Annotated in this window: 15 protein-coding genes; 2 read left to right on the forward strand and 13 right to left on the reverse strand. The window is 38.0% G+C overall.

The features are described 5' to 3' along the window. On the forward strand, window positions 1–197 hold a 197-nt coding region (locus FTV37_RS14405), incomplete at its 5' end, for a transposase (RefSeq protein WP_180026601.1). Window positions 198–426: 229 nt separating this feature from the next. On the opposite strand, the gene FTV37_RS14410 is transcribed toward FTV37_RS14405, so the two are convergent. The 13 genes from FTV37_RS14410 to FTV37_RS14470 all read right to left on the reverse strand — a co-directional run bounded on the left by FTV37_RS14410 (window position 427) and on the right by FTV37_RS14470 (window position 17,253). Further along, the gene (locus FTV37_RS14410) at window positions 427–1,314 is read right to left on the reverse strand and encodes a DMT family transporter (protein ID WP_180064158.1); all 888 of its coding nucleotides are present in this window, start codon (window positions 1,312–1,314) and stop codon (window positions 427–429) included. A 241-nt stretch (window positions 1,315–1,555) separates the two neighbouring features. Beyond that, window positions 1,556–3,184: a long-chain-fatty-acid--CoA ligase gene (locus FTV37_RS14415; RefSeq protein WP_180064159.1), complete on the reverse strand. Its 1,629-nt coding sequence runs from the start codon at window positions 3,182–3,184 to the stop codon at window positions 1,556–1,558. A gap of 408 nt (window positions 3,185–3,592) precedes the next feature. Beyond that, window positions 3,593–4,339, reverse strand: coding sequence for an OmpA family protein (locus FTV37_RS14420; protein WP_257224353.1), 747 nt, complete (start codon window positions 4,337–4,339; stop codon window positions 3,593–3,595). 20 nt (window positions 4,340–4,359) lie between these two features. Beyond that, window positions 4,360–5,319 (reverse strand): type VI secretion system-associated protein TagF, encoded by a 960-nt coding sequence (gene tagF, locus FTV37_RS14425; RefSeq protein WP_078190765.1) that lies wholly within the window; start codon window positions 5,317–5,319, stop codon window positions 4,360–4,362. Between the two features lie 57 nt (window positions 5,320–5,376). Continuing rightward, the gene (gene tssM, locus FTV37_RS14430) at window positions 5,377–9,207 is read right to left on the reverse strand and encodes a type VI secretion system membrane subunit TssM (protein ID WP_180012034.1); all 3,831 of its coding nucleotides are present in this window, start codon (window positions 9,205–9,207) and stop codon (window positions 5,377–5,379) included. 28 nt (window positions 9,208–9,235) lie between these two features. Further along, window positions 9,236–10,681, reverse strand: coding sequence for a hypothetical protein (locus FTV37_RS14435; RefSeq protein ID WP_180064161.1), 1,446 nt, complete (start codon window positions 10,679–10,681; stop codon window positions 9,236–9,238). A gap of 2 nt (window positions 10,682–10,683) precedes the next feature. Further along, on the reverse strand, window positions 10,684–11,676 hold the full coding sequence (gene tssG / locus FTV37_RS14440) for a type VI secretion system baseplate subunit TssG (RefSeq protein WP_180005370.1): 993 nt from the start codon (window positions 11,674–11,676) through the stop codon (window positions 10,684–10,686). Next, on the reverse strand, window positions 11,640–13,448 hold the full coding sequence (tssF, locus tag FTV37_RS14445; protein ID WP_180064162.1) for a type VI secretion system baseplate subunit TssF: 1,809 nt from the start codon (window positions 13,446–13,448) through the stop codon (window positions 11,640–11,642). Before tssF ends, tssG begins: the two co-directional genes overlap by 37 nt. Window positions 13,449–13,463: 15 nt before the next feature. Next, window positions 13,464–13,940, reverse strand: coding sequence for a type VI secretion system baseplate subunit TssE (gene tssE / locus FTV37_RS14450; RefSeq protein WP_078190770.1), 477 nt, complete (start codon window positions 13,938–13,940; stop codon window positions 13,464–13,466). Window positions 13,941–14,010: 70 nt separating this feature from the next. Then, the gene (locus FTV37_RS14455; protein ID WP_078190771.1) at window positions 14,011–14,514 is read right to left on the reverse strand and encodes a type VI secretion system tube protein Hcp; all 504 of its coding nucleotides are present in this window, start codon (window positions 14,512–14,514) and stop codon (window positions 14,011–14,013) included. A gap of 47 nt (window positions 14,515–14,561) precedes the next feature. Beyond that, window positions 14,562–16,046, reverse strand: a complete 1,485-nt coding sequence (gene tssC / locus FTV37_RS14460; RefSeq protein ID WP_180064163.1) for a type VI secretion system contractile sheath large subunit — start codon at window positions 16,044–16,046, stop codon at window positions 14,562–14,564. Further along, a complete protein-coding gene (tssB, locus tag FTV37_RS14465; protein ID WP_078193364.1) occupies window positions 16,039–16,542 on the reverse strand; it encodes a type VI secretion system contractile sheath small subunit in 504 nt (167 codons plus the stop codon). Before tssB ends, tssC begins: the two co-directional genes overlap by 8 nt. A 15-nt stretch (window positions 16,543–16,557) precedes the next feature. Beyond that, entirely contained in the window at window positions 16,558–17,253 is a 696-nt protein-coding gene (locus tag FTV37_RS14470; protein WP_180064164.1) for a hypothetical protein, read from the reverse strand. A gap of 373 nt (window positions 17,254–17,626) precedes the next feature. Here FTV37_RS14470 and tssH point away from each other — a divergent pair, with 373 nt between their 5' ends. Continuing rightward, complete coding sequence (tssH, locus tag FTV37_RS14475) at window positions 17,627–20,299, forward strand: type VI secretion system ATPase TssH (RefSeq protein ID WP_180064165.1); 2,673 nt, start codon at window positions 17,627–17,629, stop codon at window positions 20,297–20,299. Window positions 20,300–20,317 lie beyond the last annotated feature (18 nt).

A 20,317-nucleotide genomic window follows, 5' to 3' on the forward strand; every position in this document is an offset into this window, starting at 1 on the left:
CCGAACTAAAAATCTATAATCAGGAAATCAATAAAAGAAGAATTGGAATTGAGCATGTATTTGGCAGTTTGAAAACCTTCAAAATTCTTGCTGAGCGATATCGCAATCGAGGCAAAAGACTAGCATTGAGATTCAATCTAATTGCTGGAATTTATAACTTGGAGCTGAGTGAAAAACGACTTATGAAAGAAATCTAATAATAATAATAATAAAATTAACGCTAAAATTCGAAAAATAAATATATAAATTGGACAAATTGAGCATTTTCAATCATGTTCAAAGTTTAATCATCCTTTAAATCATAAACAATTCCATGATAAATATCTTAGTAAACATTAATTTTTCTCATATTTTAATTAAAAAAATATTCGAAAATCTGACTTAAATTTGGCCTTTATTTTCCTTCATGACTGTTTAAAGCACATATTAAGCCCAAATCACCATAATCGCCGCAATCACCACTAAGGCTAATCCCCAATGATCGGTTCTTGCGAGTTTTTCCTTAAAGAAATAGGCAGAGATTAATAGGCTAAATAAGATTTCGATTTGACCTAGGGTTTTGACAATCGCAACCGTTTGCATACTCATAGCAGTAAACCAGCCCAAGGATGCTAGAAAGCTACAGACACTAACGCGAAAGGTCAGACCGACTCTATCCCACATGGCAATGAGCGTTTTGCGGCTAAATAGACTGAGGTACAGCAGCATAATCACACATTGAAAGCCAATTACACTCAACAACACCCATGCCGCACGATGCAAAGTCGGTAAATCACTTAGCTCTAAACTGGCTTCACGAACCAATAAAGAGGTAATTGCAAAACTTAATCCACTTCCTACACCGATGCATAACGTTGGCAGAGATAATTTTTGTCGTTGAGAACCTTTGCTTAAAAGAAAAACGGCAACACCACCAACCAAAACACCAATCCAACCAAATAAACTTAAATGTTCACTTAAGAAAATTACCCCAACAATGGCCGCAAAGATCGCTTCACTTTTCGCTAAACCGACGCCGATGGCATAATTCTTTTGTTTAAAAAGCAAGACCATTAAAATCGTCGCTAAAATTTGACTTAGCCCTGCAATCACCACATAAACCCAAAACATAGGTGTAAATGTGGTCACCTGAGTCACAGGCTGTTGCTGGTACAACACGAACAAATAAATACAGGCAAATGGGAGCCCAAAAATAAACCGTGCAAGGGTGACACCATACACATCAACAGTGGTACTGAGTTGCTTTTGAAATGCATTGCGCCATGACTGCATAAAAGCAGCCATTAAAGTGAATAAGATCCAAACTGGAAACATAAGAAAGGTGGTTTAACGGTGGATGCCTCATCAATTTACGCTTTTATTGAATTGAATGCGACCCAACACGGCTAGATTATTCATTGAACTTGGTTATAGATTCGTTGAAAAAAATTTATTTAAAAACCTGATATTAAGAACTTGGTATGTATCGAAAGGTAAGTTTTTATAAAAAAATGCAAAGGCATATCACCTTTGCGTTTTGCACTTTACCAACATTTAGTTAGTGACTTACATTAAGTTAGCTTTCTAGTAATACAGCACCAAATTGCTCACGTAGATCTTTTTTCAGCATTTTACCTGTTCCACTCAAAGGAATAGCATCCACGAAAATCACTTTATCTGGCACCTGCCATTTAGCAACTTTATCTGCATAATAATCCAAAATTTCTGTATCAGATAAATCGACATCTGGCTTTTTAATCGCAATCAATACAGGTCGCTCATCCCATTTCGGATGAGTCGCTGCAATCACTGCTGCCATTGCAATTTTAGGATGTCCCATAGCCAAGTTTTCTAACTCAACAGAAGAAATCCATTCGCCGCCCGATTTGATCAAATCTTTTGAACGGTCACTAATTTTTAAGAAACCATCTTCATTCAGGGTTGCAATATCCCCGGTATCAAACCAACCATCTGAGGTTAATGCAGACTCTGTTTTGCCAAAGTAATTGCCAATAATCCAATGCCCTTGGATCTGTAAATTACCTGTCGTTTCACCATCACGTGCAACTTCATATGTACCGTTTTCTTCATCGGTAATACGTAAATCGACCCCAAATGGTGGACGACCTTGTGACAAACGCACTTGTAATTGTTCTTCTTCAGATAATAACAAATGTTTGGCTTTAAACTGGTTTGAAGAACCTAATGGACTGGTTTCGGTCATGCCCCAAGCATGAATCGTTTCACAGTTAAATTGCTCTTTAAACACTTTCAACATCGCAGGTGGGCAAGCAGATCCACCAACCACATTACGCACTAAACTTTCGAGCTGACTACCTGCTTGTTGCGCAGCATTGATTAAACCCTGCCAAATCGTTGGAACACCCAATGCAACGGATACTTTATAGTCATCAATCATTTGCGTCAGGCTTGCTCCATCTAAACCTGGGCCTGGCAGCACTAAGGTGCAACCCACCATAGCCGCAGCATATGGCGTACCCCATGCATTGACATGGAACATCGGCACAACAGGCATCATAATATCTCGCGCTGAGATATTTAATGAATCTGGCATACAAATCGCATAACTGTGTAAGACTGTTGAACGATGACTATACAACACACCTTTAGGATTGCCTGTGGTACCCGAGGTATAACATAAAGAACTAGCCGATAATTCATCTAATTCTGGCCATGTATAGTCTGCAGATTGCCCCGCGATAAGTTCGTCATAAAATTTAACATCTGGCACAGCTTCGACAATCGCTGCATCTGGTGCATCTAAGCAAATAAAGTGCTCAACAGATTTTAATAAAGGTTTTACTGCTTTGATTAAAGGCAAAAAAGTTTTATCAAATAACATGACACGATCAGATGCATCATTGATGATAAAAACTAATTGTTCAGGAAATAGTCGAGGATTGATGGTGTGACAAACATAGCCACTACCAGAAATAGCGTACCAAGACTCTAAGTGGCGATGGTTATTCCAAGCGATCGTCGCAACACGATCCCCTAAATTTAAACCGAGTGATGCGAGAACATTCGCAAAACGTTTTGAATTTTTATGAACATCACCCCAAGTAGTTTTCGTAATCGTCGTGTCTGTATTTTTTGAAATTACTAAACTATCCGCATGATAGCGACCCGCATGTTCAATCATGCTACTAATCAAAAGCGGTTTAAACATCATATTACCAAGCATTCTTTGCTCCCACATTCATCCATATTGAGTTGTTGTTTTCCGCACTGTCCTGCAGATTTTTTAAAACTTTACGCCATGTCAAAAGTGATTATTCTTTAACGACAAGATTGAAAGCAGTAGATATGAAACGCATATCCAAAACTGATTCTTATGTTTTAACCTTAATTGATTTTAGAATCCACTGTTTTATTGCTCAAAATATGAATGCTTTAGTGGTATAGAATGCAAAAATTAATAGCTTCAGCCCAATTCAAAATATATTCTTAATGTGCGCGCACACCACTGCTTTAAAGAAATTTTTTTGTTCAAATATTAAATAATTGACTGAATCAGATTGGCATAAAAAAACCCAGTCTACATATACTGGGTTCATTCATCGCATTAGCCGTTGTAGTTAAGTTACAATAGTTACAGTACTTCAAACTCAATACGACGGTTTTTCTTACGACCTTCAGGCGTAGCATTGTCTGCTACAGGCTTATTTGAGCCCATCCCTTCAGTACTTAAGTTCGCCGTCGCAATATTTTTTGAAATCAGGTAGTTTTTAACCGCATTAGCACGTTCTTGGCTTAAACTTAAGTTTTTCTCAGGATTCCCCGAGCTGTCTGTGTGACCAATAATTCGTACTTTTTTCCCACCGACGCGATTCAGTGCGACAACCATTTCATCTAAGATTTGTACCCCAGATGGCGCTAAAATCGCGCTTCCAGATTCAAATTCGATAATACGATTACGTAAAGCCGCATCAATAATAGCCTGTTCAGCCTGATTGACAGAAAGCTGTGCATTGAAACGAAAAGGTGCTGTGACCAAAGACTGAAACTTGGTGGTCGTTGGTTGGATATCATTTTGATTTGACATCTTGCCACTTAAATCGACTTGCGTTCCACGTACAGAGAGTTTCCCCTGTTTTACTTTTTTTAAGTCATCATTAATCATTTGGCTTACGCTATTGCCCCAACCATTGGGTGCTGTAACCGCTCGAACCTGAATTTTATCAACCACATTTGCCTGACCATAGGTCAAATAGGCTTTATTTAATATTTCTTGCTTGGTTGCTTCATTCGGTACAGCACCTTCAATCACAATAGGCTCTGCCCAAAGCAAAGTCGAACAACCTAAAATGCACACACTCGCAAGAAATTTGGGCAACATTGGTAAGATTCTTTGCATCATTATTCTTCTATAAAAGTCTGTCTAAAAAGTTTAATGCCATGAATAAGGCTGATCTGACGCTCACTCAAAGACTGTTCCAAAACGGCTAAGCCTGCATTTTGTTCAAGATAAGGATCAATCCAACTGGCATCGATCAGGGAAACCCAATGATCACTTTGCATATTTTGGGTGAAAACATCACTGAGTGCAGTAATATCAGCACCTTGAAAACCAAACAGTAAAACTGGCGAATCACTGTGTAGGATGCCAATGAGTAACTCAGCATCCTGGTTTTCGACAAAGCGACTAATTAAATTGACCCAAAAAGCCGCAATTTCGTAACAGTAACTAATATTATTGATCGGTAAGATCAACACTTTATTCAACCGAGACGTACCCTGATGAATAATCGGTTGTAGCAGCAAACCGAGACCAATCATGCTTTGCGCCAACTGATAAGGCGTAAAATTCAATAAACGTGCAAATGAATGCAAAGTATGATGCTCATAAAAAGAAGAGGTTTCTTCTGTCCCGAACACTTGAATTTCGTTATTCAGTTTGCCTAATTTATCGAGCAAAATATCGGGATCGCGAATAGAACGCATCACTCGGTTACGCTGATATAAGTCAATTAAGGTTTGTTTATAACGATAAGGTGCATACAAAATATTATCGAAAGGATCATCGATTTCTAGCAGATGAGCCAGCACCATTGGAAATTGACGCTTTGAACTGTCTTCACTGCTAATCAAATTGGCAACCAAAAAACGCTTATCTTTTGGACTGGCAATAAAGAAATCTAATGAAGGCAGTGAGTTATACGCTGCATTAAAATTGTCTGAACGCATAGCGAACTCAAGCGCCTCCGTGATCCACTGATCGATTAACTGAATCAGTGAATATTGTTCACGGCTCTTTAAGAAGTCACCACGAGCTGGACATTTTCCATAATACAGCGGTGTCGTTCTCACTTCATACATCGTCACACTCCTTGTTCTTTTGCACGAATGCCACCGCTCTTATTTTTAAATTCATCATCATGGTGTTGCTGTTCCTTGTACAACACTCATCGGTGAAGTCGCTGGCGCTACAAGCGCTTGTCCTGCAGGCATCGTTTGCGCTGCGACGACACGAACACCTTTATTCGTCACCACTTGATCAACAAGAGTCATACCTGAATAGCCTGAACCTGTAGTTGGGCCAGATGCGTTACCACTAATCAAACGGAAGTTCACTTTAACAAACACTTTTGGATTTTGTTTGCTACGCCACACCATTTCAAATGAATTACCATTTTGTGTACGCTGAGCGCCTTCAACCAATCGGTTAATACCATATTCACCCGGCTCATCAAAAATCGTATGCGTTTGACCTTCCAAGTCAATTGCAGTAATACGTGCACCCGGAATTGCCCCTTTATTTGGCCAAACGAAGTTCACCCATTGCTGAACACCGTTTTCATACACCATACGCTGACCATCAATATCAATGGTATATGAAAGCAACTGTGTATTTTCTAATGGGAAGAACTGGAAGTTCGATTGATTGGTTGCCGCAGGTGCTGCTTGACTCAATTCCCCTGTAGCAACGCCATTACTTGGCGCAACATAGCGTTGGAAGTTCGCTACAAATTGTGGATTTAAACCAATGCCCAAATCTTTCCATGTTTTCGTGGTTAAGGTATAGCCACGACGAATCACCAATGGATCTAAATATTCTTTTACAAAGCGAGCGATACTTCCGTTTTCACCAAAAATTTGGCTAATTTCATTACTGGTTGCTTGTAAAGTTGCATTGCTATTAAATGGATATTTAGGCGCAAGATTAGTTGTAAATGGTTGATACGCCTGCATTGCCCACAACTTATTAATTTCGTTTTGAGCTGGAATCAAAAGAACTTCAAATGACTGAGTCACCGGCTGCATAAAGAGTTTTTGAATCAACTGTTGATCTAATTCATTTAGACCCACAGACATTTTTTCATCCACAAATTTTTGCGTGCTATTAAAGACAGAGCTTTGATCATTGATGGTTTGTTTCACCAATGTCATGCTTGCAGGGCCCATATCACCACCACTCTTTAAGTCATTGAACTTACTACGTACTTGACTCAAAGACAGCATGTATTCATCTAAAATAGATTTGTTTTGCTGATCATCACGCTTACGAACCAATTGATAGAACACATCAAATTCTTTTGCAATAACACCTTGACCGGCTTTTGAAGCCACTTGCTGTGCCTGCTGCGCATCATCACGGCTAAGGACTTTACGTTTAAACCACGCAATAAAGCCTTTCTGAGGTGCAGCCAGTTCTGCTTGAACAATTGGATTATCCCAACTGGTTTCTTTCGCAATACGGTCAACCACTTTACGAATTGGCGAATTTTCAGGTTCACCTAAAATATCGATAAAACGTGACTGCTGAGCGACATCTGCGCCTTTGCCATAATGCACAGCATTTAAGAATTTACGCCATTCAGCGATATATTCCTGCTTATAAAGTTCGGTTAACTGTTTACTGATCTGATCTGGACTGCCACTAAATGTCAGGTCATCAGAACGATTGGTATTGAGTACCCAATCTTGAGTATCCGTCGGATTATTCGCTGCTTGGTTAATCGCATCTTTTACATAATCATTCCATGCTTGGTAAGTAAAGATACCCGGCAAGGCATAACTACCCAACATGCTATTTTGGCCTGTTTCACCTAAAATTTGCTTCACTGTCACTGCAGGGAAACGTACTGAACCACGCATTTTAATTTCATTATAAACGCGGTCACGTGCAGGAATGCCCATAGTAACAGCCGTCAATAATTGACGTGTTTGATCAACCAATAAAGGATCAGATTCCATTTGCGGGAACGCAGGATCAGCAGCTAAAGTCATCGCATAAGATAAAACTTGTTCGGCTTTTTGAATCATTTCCCCACGTGGCATTTGACCACGATTTGAATCTAACCATGAACGCCAGAAACGAGTAACTTGGTCACTCAAATGGCTCGATTCCATATATTTATGATTGCTCATCATCAAATACGCCTTCAGTGCATTATATGCATCCTGAGGATTAGTATCCGATGGTTCTAAATAGGGCTGATTTGATTTCACCGCTTGAGTGATTTGCACATTGACGTGATTTTCTTTCAACGTCGCTTCATTGGCTTTAACGCGTTGTAAGTACTGCGCCATATTTTGCTGAGATGGTGCTAAAACAATTTGTTGAATACCTCGTAAATACTCAACTTTGAGTTTTTCACGAATCTTATTCCCTTGGTATAAACCAAAGCTGTATTTTAATGGACGATCTTCATCAAAATGATCGAGTTGTTGTAAATGCCCTTGTAATATCAGTAATGCATCCAATTGAGTTGAAAGTTCACTTCCGCTACGGCTTTCCATTTGCACAACTTTATCTAGGTCTGCCTGAACTTCCGCCACGAGTTGTTGGTTATTACGATACGACCAAACCCACAACCCAAGCACCACAGCAACCAATAACAATGCAGCAATAAATGCCATAAAGCGCTGACGTTTACGTGCAGGATTAATATGTTGTTTAACCAGATTTTTATCTTTTAAAATGACGGTTGAAAATAGTCCTTTTAAGAAATAACCATGATCTTGCGAAACAGAATTCGTAGGAATGCCAAACTCACTATCCGTACTTTTCACCAAATGAAAATCTTCAGCGATTTGCTCGGTCATTGGACTTTCAATCACACCTTCTTGCAACGCACTGGTGAAATAGAACCCACGGAATACTGGTTTAAACTGATAAGGGTTGTCTTGAAACAACGTACCAATAAACGTTTTTAACACTGGCTTTAAACTTTTAAACTCAAGTGGAAATGTCATTACACTTGGAGAAATATTTTGCGAATGACGACGACTCAAGTGCGTAGTACTGACGCTCTTCAAACCATCATATAAAATTGAATAATGCTTTTCGAACATCTCAACAGCATGTTCGGATGAGTCTGGATCATAAGGTAGCGTTGCACCCCAAACTTGATCAAATTCATCCTTATCATAACAATCAAAAAATTCAGTAAAGCCGGCAATCAAATCCATTTTTGAAAAAACGATATACACTGGCGCAAAAATTTCTAAACGTTCAGTCAAATCCTGTATACGTGCGCGTAAGTTTTTGGCTAATTTGATTGATTTTTCAGGGCTTTGACTGACAAGCTCAGCCACAGAAACAATCACGATTAAACCGTTAATTGGTGCTTTAGAACGGTTTTTTTTGAGAATATTTAAGAAACCTAACCATTCTGAATGGTCTTCGGCATAAACAGAATATCGACCTGCGGTATCGAGTAACACACCATCTGTAGAGAAAAACCAATCGCAGTTACGAGTACCACTTAGACCTGCCGACACCATTTTCTGATGAGTTTCTTCAAATGGAAATCTAAGACCAGAATTATAAATCGCTGAACTTTTACCCGCTGCTGGGTTACCAATCACCATGTACCAAGGTAATTCATATAGGGCTGCATTCCCCTTTTTGTCGCCGAGTTTTGATTTACGGATAAGTTGAATCGAGTCTTTCATTTGCTGATTGATCAGCGCAAGTTCTTCTTTATTTTTTTGTTTACCGTATTCAGCTTCATTATCCTTGGCAATCGCCTCAGCAAGTTCTTCGCCTTGCTGTTTATGACGATAATGCTGTACTAATTCATATATACCCCACAGAATTAATCCGAGAATATAAACAGCAACCACAATGTAAAAAGTCTTTTGCGGAATCGAATTATGCATAGCCACAATGGCCACAAAAAATGACAAAGCCACCATCGCTTTAGGATTGGTGACGTACTGCCAAACATAACCGAGGATCGTATAAAATAGTGTGTTCACAATGTTCTCAATTTCGTCTTAATTCTAATTAAACAGTTTCTTGTTCAAGTTCATCTTCTACTGAAAATGCTTGAATAAAAGCAAATGTCGATTCTTGGTCTGTGCTATAAATCATGGCAGTTAACTCTTCTGGCAAGTGCATACCCAACATGAATCCAAAAATTTTTGCCAATTGCTGGGTATTTCCAAGATTCTGTTTTGTATATAAAAAATGATAGGTTTCAATCGCGGTTTCATTAAATTTATACTGTAATTTTTTCACCACTTTCATATCCGTTGCATCATCTAACATCAATAAAAAGGGTTGTTCTTGATCATACTGATCTAAATTATTCAGTGCTTTAAGCTCTAAATGACGTTTCAACTCAGGCTCATGTGCCACCACTTGTAGCACTTTATTTGGAGTTAAACCTCGAACTTGAACGTCTGAAGCAGCCAAACACCAACTCGATGCAAACTCTGCAGCAATGTATTTTTCTTGTAACCACATCTTTTCATCAATCCATTCTTGGTCGATTTCAGAGTCAGCATTCAGAATCAAACTGACTTCAAACTTTTGTTTTGAAATCATCTCTAAAATGCTTAACCATTCTGAATAAGCGACTTGAGTGCCGATAAAATGTGGCTCGATATGAATTTGTTCGGGAATGATCGAAAATCCGTCAGATAGATACTGCTGAATAATTTGAGCATAATCATCATTCCATTGATGAATCAAATTATCAGCAAGCAAAATATGGACATTTAAACGATTTAAACGTGAAACTTGCTGTGCATTGTTCGCCAAATGTTCTGGATGTTCATCTTGCGTATAGTCTGGGTCCACCCAACCCGGATGCATACGATACTGATATGCCAATTCACTATCATAAAAGAGTGCTGATTGCTTCAGATGCTCAGCAATTAAAAATAGACTTTCAACGTGTTGCTCTAGTTGTTGCTGAATAAGTGACTGGATTCGTTTTTCACGCATGGTGATGGCACTATATTCATCATCCGCTTCTTCACTAGTAAGTTCATCTAAATCTTTGATTCGAAATGAAAGAACAGGCAAACCGTATGCATTGAATAATTTATCATCGAGTTCAGGACTTTTGAATTGTTGAATATCTTGGATAATTTGTTCGTTTTCACCAAAACTATGCCAAGCCGCTGAAGAATAAACATTTAAACGAAATTGCTGTACATCGACAGGCTTCGGTTTTGCTTGTTCAATGGCGTCAATTTGTTGTTGCTCAGCTTGTTCTTCTGCACGTTTTTCAGCTTCAAGTTTTTTTTCTTTTTGATGTTGAATGCCCTTATAAATCAAATAAGGAGACAAAGTAATTGCACATAAAGCGACAGGAAGAATTAGAAAATAGGTGACCAGATCAAAAGCTGTCGGGTCATAGCCTGTATCTCGCCAGTAAAAAATCACGAAAGCAGTACACAAAACAAAAAGCGTACTAAAGGTCCCAATTATTAATTTCAGCATTATTATAAATTCCCCATTAAGGCATAACAGGTTTCTGTATTATCGACCTGTTTATTCGGCTGTAAAAATGCTCCCTGAGCTAAACCAATTCCGCTCAAAGAATTTAAACACACCGGTTTTATTTCTTCTTTTTGTAAAATTAAGCGCACATCCACCATTAATGTTGGACTGCACCAAGTTTGAATCATTTGTTTTAATTTTAGGCTGCGTGCCTGATTCGGTAAAAATGTTAAATAATCTTCATGATTTAAAGGTCCAATCACGATTTCAATTTTTTCGTCAATCTGTTGAATCTTCTCACCACAAAAAGTATTCAGCCCCAATAAGCTCGGCTGAGATCCACCTAAACATGTTCTCTGATCTTCTTCAAATACAAAAGTTTCAGGGATAAATTCTCGAATATCAAATTTCTGCTTAAAGATACAATTCAGCATGGTTTTTAATGCATAAGCTGTATTGTTTTGCCCCTGCATTAAACCTGAGAATTCAGCAAAATAATCATCTAAATCTGGCTGATCATGCTGGCTACGGATATAACCATTTAATGCATGTAAAATATCAAGATAGTGATTATCCTGCTCGATTTCATAACGAATAGGTAAATGATAATTTAAACTGGCATCAACATAATGTGCTGTTAATTTATGATTAAACAGCCCTAAAAACTTTTGTGTTTCGTGTCGCTGATGTCGCCCGCTGAGCTTAATCTTATTGGTATAGCTATAAGGTAATGCACCTTGAATACCCGTTAAACCCACCATTAAATTTGTCAGTTCAACTTTCTCATCGTTGAACTCTAAACTTTCAATTTCAGTGTTCGGGAAGTTCAAATTAAGTGAACTATTAAACTCAAAGTCATTAGCCCAATGGACTTGAGCTGCTCCATAAGGTGCATGTCTTAACAAACGAGTAGCTTGAACAAACTCGTAGGCTTTCGGTTCTTGGAAAAGTCCGTCAATTACAGAGCTTTCTTGCCACCAACGTTCTGCACGCATTGGTATAACTCCTGTTGACTATTTGCATCAAAAACCGAGACATCGACAAAGCTGTTCATATTGACTTTTAAATTAAAGATATGGGCTAGCAATTGACTAAATATATACAGGCTATGCCCTCTAAATATATCCGCATCGATATCGAGCTGTACTTTTAAACCTCTGACAAATAATGGAAACGGTTTACTATCTACAAGTTTCTGTGTGGTAGAAAACTGAATATTTTTTATGGAGTCGATAATAATTTGGTTTTCTTTTGATTTAGGTAAATTATACAATTCCAAAAGTTCTTTAATATGAGAGACCGTATCGCCTTTCATTAAAGACATATTATTCAAAGATAAATGTGAAATGACCCGCCACTGTTCTTGTTTATTTTGCTCAAAATAATACGGTAACGACGGTCGTTTGAGCATCAGGGCACGACGGGCCAAATTACTATCATTCAGAGTTAATGCATTTTGATCTTTATTATAACTTTCGTAAGGTAACTCACGATTACTACATAGTAGTTCAGTACTAATAAAATCGGACTGAGTACTATGCGGGTCTAAAGCACGAGATATGATTGAATAGTTTAATTCCTGATGTTTATTCTTCATCTGCTGCGGATTTAAACTATAAAAAAACTGGACTTTATCCTGATGATAATGACTCATTGCAAAAAAAGGCAGTACCGGATAATACACTTCATCTTGGTTACTTTTTTCACGCACCATATTCATTTTTAAAATGCTATAGGCTTGAAAATATTCAGGATGGTGTGCATCTGTCACCAATGGATATTCCATTCGCTTATGATTAATCTTTTGCGGCTCTGCTTGTTTATTGAAAAGATTAACAATTGGTGTAGCAAACAATTTAAAATTTGCCGCATTTAATTCTGAATAATTTCGAATCGCCGCTTGATCATTTAAATTGAGTTTAAAGTGCATTTGAACATCAAATTCACTATGTTCTAAACTTAAAAACTTAATGAAATCTAAATTTAGATTTAAAAAATTGAATTTTTCAGGAACACAAAAATATTCCATCAATAAACGATATGCATGATGCGTATGCTGATCGATAGGTAGAACACTTTGAACTTCATCAAAGCCCATAATTTCAAATGGATTGGCAATATCAAAAATGTGCTGCCCCACACGAATCGAAAAACTCGTAGTCGATTTAAAAATACTATCCAAAACCTGCAAAGGAAAATTAGAAATAGCGTCTAAAAAGATCGGCAAAGTTTCATTTTTGAGTAAAGCGTGCTTATTCGAAAAAATTTCAAATCCTAAGCTCAATGTGGCATTTTGATTTAAATGCATATGTGCCGATGGATGAGTTTTGAAATTGAGCTGTTTTAATTGAATCGGCAATAATGTTACTTCTTGTACCGTCTGATATTCACATTGAACACCGCGCGTACTTTTGGCTTTTAGACTGGTCGCCTTTGGAATAACGTGTCGATCTGTTAATTGCTTAATTTTATTTATATCTTCGAAGCTCACCACAGAACATGCAGGAAATGGTTTTAAATATTGAGGAAACATCACCTCAAAAATTGATCGGGTAAAAACGTCATAACTATCTGCAAGTTTTTTATCAATCCGTGCAGAAATTAAAGAAAAGGCTTGAATTAAACGCTCAATATGCGGGTCATCTATTTGTTCTTGGTTTAAAGACAAACGCTGGGCGATTTTGGGGTATTTACTGGCAAACTCACGGGACTGTTGTCCAAATTCCTGTAGTTGTTTTTCGTAATACGGTAACAGCTCTTCAATCACAGATAACCCACTTCATTAAGCTCTTGGAGAAATAACATATTGTTGTGTTGTTGGTTTTAATAAGGCATCAAAAATAACTGGTTCGTATAAAGGATGAATATTTAAATATGCCTGAATACTTAAACATAGTGCCCCCATATTATGGCCATCCATGAGCATTTCGACGCGAATCTGTTTTAAACGCGGTTCATGTGCAGCAATCGATTGCTCAATTGACTGGCAAATTTTGTCGCGATCCGATGGATTTGCTGTCGATAAGCCCACAAAATCGATAATGCCAAATTGCAAAATAGACTTTTTTGCTAATGGAAAGTCATCAATCAGTTCATCTAATTTTGCCACACGACTATTGAGGAGATCCTCTAAATCGGAAGCAACAGATTCACGAAGTTCTTGCAAAGACAGACCTTGAGTCTGTTGAGCATCAGCTGGTAATAAGCGGTCAAATAATGTCGTTCTAAAACCATAAGGATAAAGCTGATCGAGATTCATATCTTCTTATAAATATTTAAAAAAATGAAAATAGAGGCTACCCAAGTTAGCCTCTATCTGAATCCATCTATTACGCTGCGTATGAAGCAGTGTTGTTAGATAATGACCACTTCTTAGTAACAGCACCTTTCGCAGTACCGTTAATATCTTGTTGGTTATATGTCCACTCTACTGCAGCATATTTCAAACCAAATGATTCGTGTGGAACACCTTCATCATTTACAGTTGGTGTCACGCTAGAAACCAACACATGTTTCAGTTTGATTTGAAGATATTTAATACGTTTGTCGCCATTCGCACGGTAGAAATCAATTTGAACTTCATCAAATGTATAACCTGCTGAACATGCTTCCCAAAGTTTAGGGCTTGTCGCGTCTAAATCTTTAACAAACACCATATCAGAATGTTCTACACGTTCTGCAGTGTGACCACCCACGCTTGAAGAAGTCGCAGATTTAGGTTGACGGATGTTATGCGTCCAAGAGTTTACTTCTAACCAACTCTTGTGCTCTGCATCACGAGATTCGCCGTCTACTTTGTACTTACCACGAAATTGAATGTATATATCTTTCATTGTTCTGAATACCTATTTATTTAAAGTTATTATAGTGTTGACCCAAATTAATTTGAGGACTGAGGTAACTCGGTCACAAGTCGTAATGAAACAGACAACTCATCCAACTGGAAATGTGGTCTTAAGAAAACCACAGATTTGTAGTGACCAGGCAAAGCTGGATTTTCTACAACTTTTACAGAAGCTTCACGCAATGGATACTGAGCTTTAGCTTCTTGAGATGCACCATCATCAAGTAATACATATTGCGACAACCATTCATTTAAGAAGGTCTCAACATTACCCGCTGATGCAAAACTACCCACTTTGTCACGCATCATTGCTTTTAAATAATGTGCAATACGTGAAACTGCCATGATGTATTGGATCTGGCTAGACAATGCAGAGTTGGCATTTGCTGTATCGCTATCATATTTTTTAGGTTTTTGCGTCGATTGCGCACCGAAAAATGCTGCATAATCCGTATTTTTGCAGTGTACCAACGGAATAAAACCAAGGTCACTCAGTTCTTTTTCACGACGGTCAGTAATGGCAATTTCAGTTGGGCATTTAAAGACCACTTCGCCATCATTGGTTTTGAACGTATGGACAGGCAAGCCTTCAACTAAACCACCACCTTCTACACCACGAATCGCAGCACACCAACCATGCATATCAAATGCATTGGTTAAACGCGTACCAAAGGCATAAGCCGCGTTCATCCATAAATATTCATTATGATTTTCACCTGAAACTTCTTCAACGAAGTTAAATCCTTCAGTGGCAATGCCTTCTTTTGGATCATATGGCAAACGACCCAATACACGTGGCATTGTCAATGCAACATATCGTGCATCGTCACTTTCACGGAATGAACGCCATTGTACATATTCTGCTGTTTCAAAGATTTTAGATACATCACGCGGACGATCAATATCAGTAAAAGACTCTAGTCCCAACATATTCGGGCTAGCAGCCGAAATAAACGGTGCATGTGCAGCCGCCGCGACATGTGAAATTTGCTCAAGCAAATACATATCAGAAGGTGTACGGTCAAACTCAAAATCACCAATCAGTGTTGCATAAGGTGCACCACCGAATGATCCATATTCTTCTTCATAGATTTTTTTGAACAATGTGCTTTGGTCAAAATCGGTCGCACCTTGGAAATCTTTAATCAGCTCTTTTTTCGTCGTATTTAACATACGAATTTTTGTTAAAGAATTTGAAGGTGTTTCTTGGCAGAAATAATACAAACCACGCCATGTCGATTCAATTTTTTGAAATTCAGCATGGTGCATGATTTTACTTAACTGAGATGAAATCAACGCATCAATTTCAGCAATACGCTTATCAATTGATAAAGTCATATTGTCTGAAACGGTAATGGTACCTGCCATGACTTCTTTAGCAAGTTCACCAATCAAACTTTTTGCACGATCATGTTCTTGATCTGTACGCGCGATACGACTTTGTTCGACAATTGAATCTAAAAGTGAATATTCTTCGGTTGCTTCAAGGTTTGCAGCAGTTGCAGTATTATAATTACTCATTTTCTGCCTCCACGCTCAACTTACGAATTTGATCAGTGTTATGTAACACTTCATCCAATAAATCTTCTAGGCGTTCATTATTTGAAATTTTATTACGCAAGTCAGACAGACGCTCACGCGCAGCAACTAACTTTTGTAGTGGATCAACCTGTTGCACAACTTGCTCGGGAGTAAAATCGGCCATGCTCTTAAATGTAAGATCTACCGACATTTTTCCACCGTCTTCAGTCAAGGTATTTTCAACTTGAAAATTAGCACGTGGTGCTAAAGACTCCATGACTTCATCAATATTATCTAAATCAACATTAATGAATTTCTTGTCTTTTAATTTGGTTTTCTCTACTTCAGATGCCGCTGAGAAATCACCTAACACCCCTACAACGAATGGTAATTCTTTAATTTCTTTACCGTCGCCAACTTCAACATCGTAAGTCAATTGAACACGAGGAGGACGAATTCGTTGAAGTTTTTTCTGTACACTTTCACGTTTTGCCATGAGTGCTTTTCCTTGTTATTTATTTTTTAATGTATCGAAAGGTGAACCACTGGCAGCAGGTTTTTTCGCTGTAGTCTGCGTTTTTGCTGTCGTGGTAGTTTTCTTTTTGCTTGCTGCTGTAGTCGTTTGTTTAGACTTGGTAGACGCTGTATTGGTTCGTTTTTTAGCTGGTGTTGTCTGTTTAGGTTTCACATTGCTCGAAGATTCTGTACTTTTTTCACGAACATCTGCTGCAGCAGACGTAGATTTATCAATCGTCGGCTGAATATAACGAATATTATCCGACAACACTTTGGCAGGAGAATAGGTCTGTTCATCTAGAGTACGATTTTCATTACTCCGCATATGATTCAGCGCATTATAAGAAATAGCGATACCTGCTAAAAAAGTAACATCAGTAAGTTCAGGCGACTGATAGTTCTTTTCTCGCAGCAGATTGACCGCTTGCAATGCTTTTAAATTGTAACCATTAGCTTGATATTTTTTGGCAATATCTACAAAAATTTCATTTTTTAAGTTCTCATTTTTCTTATTTTTTTTGTCACATAACTGATTATAAAAACCAATAATCTCTGGATCTGTATCACCTACTGCCAGTGGATAATCCTTTAAACAGGATTTTTTCACAGATGCCGCTTTATCTTTTGCAAAAACGGTTTGTGTTAAACTGGCTGCTAAAATTATAGGTAATAAAACACTAAATTTATTCAAAATTGCCTCTGTATTTCTACGTGCTAAAACTTAATTTATGTGGAGAAATCACCACTTATTTTCCCGCGGGTTTTCTCTTCATTTATCAAAATTAAAAATATGCTGCAGATTTAACAAAAAATAAGCACATAGAGTCAATACAAAAATGTGCCAAATACTCCAAAGTTTGTTGACTATTTGTTTTTTTTTGTTTCATTTTATAAAAAAATCTTTTTCCTTTTTTTATTTAGTCTGTATTATATCGCCTAAAGCAAGACACTAATAATATATAAGGTGTTGATTTTAAAGTTTTTATTTTTATAGCAAGAAAAAAGAGATCACAGTCAAACTTGTAAAATTTTGTACTGTGGATTCTAAATTTGATGAGTTATTTATGAATAATTTAAAAGTTTTAATTACTAAACTTTCACCTCACGCCCGCATTTCACTCGAAAAGTCAGCCAATACATGTATTTCACAGCAAAATTATGAAATCGAAATTGAACATTTTTTACTCGAATTATTAACCTATAACAATAAAAATGACCTTCAAATACTCTTAGAAAAATACAAAGTTTCTGCAGATGGTTTGGCAGATGACCTCAAAGAAAGTATTGCTCAACTTCCAAAAGGAAATACGCGCACTCCTATTTTTGCCCAATCCATTGTGCGCTTACTTGAACAAGCTTGGTTATTAGCATCTGCTGAACAAGATCCACAAATTCGTAGTGGTCATTTACTTGTTGCGCTCCTTACCGCGCCAGATTTATACCAAATTGCAGCAAGAGCTTCTTCTCTTTTCGATTTATTACCTATCGATACGATTAAACATAAATTTTTAGATCTTTGCCTAAAGAGCATTGAAAATGAAGATTTAGCAACTGCATCACCAGATGAAAAATCAGCAGCACAAACGAATGCAACTACGCCAGTTAAAACACCTGCTCTAGACCAATACACCATTAATCTTACTGAAAAAGCTAAAAATGGTGGCATTGATCCTGTGATTGGTCGTGAGTTTGAAATCCGCTTAATGCTCGATATTTTGATGCGTCGTCGTCAAAACAATCCGATTTTAACGGGTGAGCCTGGTGTTGGTAAAACGGCCGTTGTTGAAGGTCTGGCATTAAAAATCGCAACCAACCAAGTTCCAGATGCTTTAAAAAACGTCAGCATTCATACTTTAGATATGGGCTTACTACAAGCGGGCGCCAGTGTTAAAGGTGAATTCGAAAATCGCTTAAAACAAGTCATTCATGAAGTTCAAGCCTCTGCACATCCAATCATTTTATTTATTGATGAAGCACACACGTTGATTGGTGCGGGTGGTCAAGCAGGTCAAAATGATGCAGCAAACCTGTTAAAACCGGCGCTTGCACGTGGTGAGTTAAGAACCATTGCCGCAACCACATGGGCTGAATATAAGCAGTATTTTGAAAAAGATGCCGCATTAAGCCGACGCTTCCAAGTAATTCAGGTTGAAGAACCGACTGAAGAAGTCGCAATCGATATGCTGCGTGCCATGATTCCCGTGATGGCAAAACATTTCAATTTACAAATTGACGATGAAGCTATCGTTACTGCAGTCCATGCTTCGCACCGTTATATCACTGGCCGTCAATTGCCTGATAAAGCGATAAGTGTCTTAGATACAGCTTCTGCGCGTGTTGCGTTAACGCAAAATGCACAACCAGTAAAATTGGATCAACTTCAAGCTCAATTACATAATTTGAAGCTTGAATTGGCGATTCTTGAAAATGAACATAAGAATATTCCGATTCACCACGAACGCATTGAAAGTGTAAAAACACAAATATCCGCGCTTGAACAAGAAATTCAGTCAACAGAAACGCAGTGGAAAAAAGAACTCGAAATCATTCAACAGATTAAAACACTTGAACAAGAGTCCGAGCAAAAACCAGAAAATATTGAAACTTTAAGCAATATTCGTAACCAATTGGCAACGTTACAAGGTCAAACGCCGCTTGTTTTTGAGCGTGTGAATGCACAAATTATTAATGAAATCATTTCAGACTGGACCGGTATCCCTGTTGGGAAAATGGTTAATGATGAAATTCAGCAAATTTTGAAGCTTGAAGCACAGTTAGAACAACGTGTGATGGGTCAAGATTATGCACTGCATCAACTGGTACAAGGCATTAAAACCTCCAAGGCAAAATTGGAAGATCCAAATAAACCTCAAGGCGTTTTCATGCTGGTTGGCCCAAGTGGTGTGGGTAAAACCGAAACTGCACTTGCGTTAGCAAACGAGTTATATGGTGGTGAGTCTCATTTAATCACCATTAACATGTCTGAATATCAAGAAGCACATACCGTGTCGTCTTTAAAAGGTGCTCCTCCAGGTTATGTCGGTTATGGCCAAGGTGGCGTACTGACAGAAGCAGTTCGCCGTAACCCATATAGTGTGGTTTTACTCGATGAGATTGAAAAAGCACACAGCGATGTTCAAGAGCTATTCTACCAAGTATTCGATAAAGGTACTTTGGAAGATGGTGAAGGTCGTGTTATTGACTTTAAAAATACCACTATCCTGCTGACTTCAAATGCTGGCTCTAGTGCCATTATGCAGGCTTGTTTAAATCAGCCAGTAGAAGAATGGCCGTCAGCAGAAGAACTTCTAGATGTATTAAAACCAGCTTTATATAAACAATTTAAGCCGGCATTTTTAGGTCGTATGCGTATTGTGCCGTATTTCCCATTGCACGATGATCTGCTCGTACGCATTATTCAGCATAAATTAGGCAAAATCACCGCGCGTATTGAAAAACAATATGGTACGCAAACACGTTATACCGATGATTTAGTCGAATTATTATTAAGTCGCTGTACTGAGGTCGATAGTGGTGCGCGTAATGTCGATAACATTTTAAATGCGACGGTCTTGCCTGCTTTAGCCACTGAATTACTCATGGCAATGAGTGAGCAAAAGATTCCATCGGTCATTGAAATCGATGTCAAAGACGATGAAATTATTTATGTTTTAGATCCTAAAAGTAAACCTGCGAAAAAACGCAGCAGCAAAAAGACTAAAACCTTAGAAGCATAAGCTAGGAACGATGTAGAA

The organism is Acinetobacter sp. YH16042 (assembly GCF_013417245.1).
GTDB lineage: Bacteria > Pseudomonadota > Gammaproteobacteria > Pseudomonadales > Moraxellaceae > Acinetobacter > Acinetobacter amyesii.

Coding starts and splice junctions, on each gene's coding strand:
- FTV37_RS14410 (WP_180064158.1), bottom strand. CDS start 1,314: ATGTTTCCAGTTTGGATCTTATTCACTTTAATGGCTGCTTTTATGCAG.
- FTV37_RS14415 (WP_180064159.1), bottom strand. CDS start 3,184: ATGCTTGGTAATATGATGTTTAAACCGCTTTTGATTAGTAGCATGATT.
- FTV37_RS14420 (WP_257224353.1), bottom strand. CDS start 4,339: ATGTTGCCCAAATTTCTTGCGAGTGTGTGCATTTTAGGTTGTTCGACT.
- tagF (WP_078190765.1), bottom strand. CDS start 5,319: ATGTATGAAGTGAGAACGACACCGCTGTATTATGGAAAATGTCCAGCT.
- FTV37_RS14435 (WP_180064161.1), bottom strand. CDS start 10,681: ATGCTGAAATTAATAATTGGGACCTTTAGTACGCTTTTTGTTTTGTGT.
- tssG (WP_180005370.1), bottom strand. CDS start 11,676: ATGCGTGCAGAACGTTGGTGGCAAGAAAGCTCTGTAATTGACGGACTT.
- tssE (WP_078190770.1), bottom strand. CDS start 13,940: ATGAATCTCGATCAGCTTTATCCTTATGGTTTTAGAACGACATTATTT.
- FTV37_RS14455 (WP_078190771.1), bottom strand. CDS start 14,514: ATGAAAGATATATACATTCAATTTCGTGGTAAGTACAAAGTAGACGGC.
- tssC (WP_180064163.1), bottom strand. CDS start 16,046: ATGAGTAATTATAATACTGCAACTGCTGCAAACCTTGAAGCAACCGAA.
- tssB (WP_078193364.1), bottom strand. CDS start 16,542: ATGGCAAAACGTGAAAGTGTACAGAAAAAACTTCAACGAATTCGTCCT.
- tssH (WP_180064165.1), top strand. CDS start 17,627: ATGAATAATTTAAAAGTTTTAATTACTAAACTTTCACCTCACGCCCGC.